Consider the following 1,298-nt stretch of genomic DNA (forward strand, 5'->3'; position numbering starts at 1 on the left):
TGCGCTCGTCAAGTTTTTGAGACAGTTCGTTGATGATTTCTCTTACGCCGCCAGGCCGGTCTGGCCACTCTCGCGGTAGTCGTTCAAGGCTTGCACCGGGACACGATGATCTGCCCTGGCATTCGGGCGCTGTCGGTTGTACCAAGACTCGATGTAGTCCATCACCGCGGTCCTGGCCGCCAGCCGCGTTGCGAAGCTGTGATGGTGATAGAACTCCGTCTTCAAATGCGAGAAGAAGCTCTCCGCGACCGCGTTGTCCCAGCACACCCCGACCGCGCCCATCGACTGGGTGACATTGTTTCCTGCACACCACTTCTGGAACTGCACCGACGTGTATTGTGCCCCTCTGTCTGAGTGGTATATTGCCTGGTCAGAGTCCATGTATCCGTGGTCGCGAGCCATGACGAGAGCCTCGATGCACAGACTGGCACGCATGTGATCATCCATGTTCCACCCGATGACCATGCCGGTGCACAAATCGATGACCGTGGCCAAATACAACCACCCTTCCTCGGTCTTTAAATAGGTGATGTCGCCGCACAGCCGGGCCCCGGGCACCGACGAGGAGAAGTCCCGATTCCCCTCCTCATCGAGCATGTGATTGCCGATATGGGCGACGTTGGCCTGCGGATCCTGGACAGTCGTGGTCTTCCAAGCCCTGACCCTGACCGCGCGCAGACTGGACTCGCGCAGAATCACCCCGACGGTTGATTCCGAGACCGCGATGCCGTCGGCGTTGAGCAGTCGAGTCAGTTGGTCCCGGCCGGCACGACCGGCACACTCGTCATACTTTGCCGTGACCGCCTCGACGAGCATCGCGTGACGGGCAGCTCGCGGCGAAGGCCCTGTCGGGGTCCGCCACCGGTAGAACGAGGCCCTTGAGACCTTGAGAGCCCTGCACATCATGGCAATGGAGTAGGCCGCCTTCTCTGCTTCGATGAACTCGTAGAGGTCGTCTACTGTTGCTTCGCGGCAAAGAAGGCGCTGACTTTTCCCAAAAACTCGATCTCCTGTTTGAGTTTCGCGTTCTCAGCCACGACCTTTTGGTGTTCGGCAAACGACACGGATTCCTGTTCGCCGGTGTCGAATTTGTCGGGATTCTCTTCGCGGTATTTCTTGATCCAGTTGCCCAGAGTCCCGGCCTTCACCCCGACTTTCGCAGCCACTTGAGTGATCGGGAGATCGGAGGCGAGGAAGAGCTCAACGGCCTCGTCTTTGAACTTCCGGGTGTACTTCTTCCTGGTGGTCATGTTTGTGAGTGCTCCTTAAAACCTGTCTCACAAAACCATACGGCCGCA

At 58.4% G+C, this 1,298-nt stretch carries 1 protein-coding gene and 1 pseudogene; both read right to left on the bottom strand.

Features of this window, described 5'->3' with window-relative positions; translation table 11 throughout:
* Positions 1–42: 42 nt before the first annotated feature.
* A pseudogene (locus INT40_RS20340) lies at positions 43–942 on the bottom strand (IS3 family transposase); the annotation flags it as partial.
* Between the two features lie 14 nt (positions 943–956).
* Positions 957–1,250: a transposase gene (locus tag INT40_RS20345; protein WP_226831734.1), complete on the bottom strand. Its 294-nt coding sequence runs from the start codon at positions 1,248–1,250 to the stop codon at positions 957–959.
* Between the last annotated feature and the right edge of the window lie 48 nt (positions 1,251–1,298).

The sequence above is a fragment of the Brevibacterium sp. FME17 genome (assembly GCF_014897515.1).
Classification (GTDB): Bacteria; Actinomycetota; Actinomycetes; order Actinomycetales; family Brevibacteriaceae; genus Brevibacterium.

Coding starts and splice junctions, on each gene's coding strand:
- INT40_RS20345 (WP_226831734.1), bottom strand. CDS start 1,250: ATGACCACCAGGAAGAAGTACACCCGGAAGTTCAAAGACGAGGCCGTT.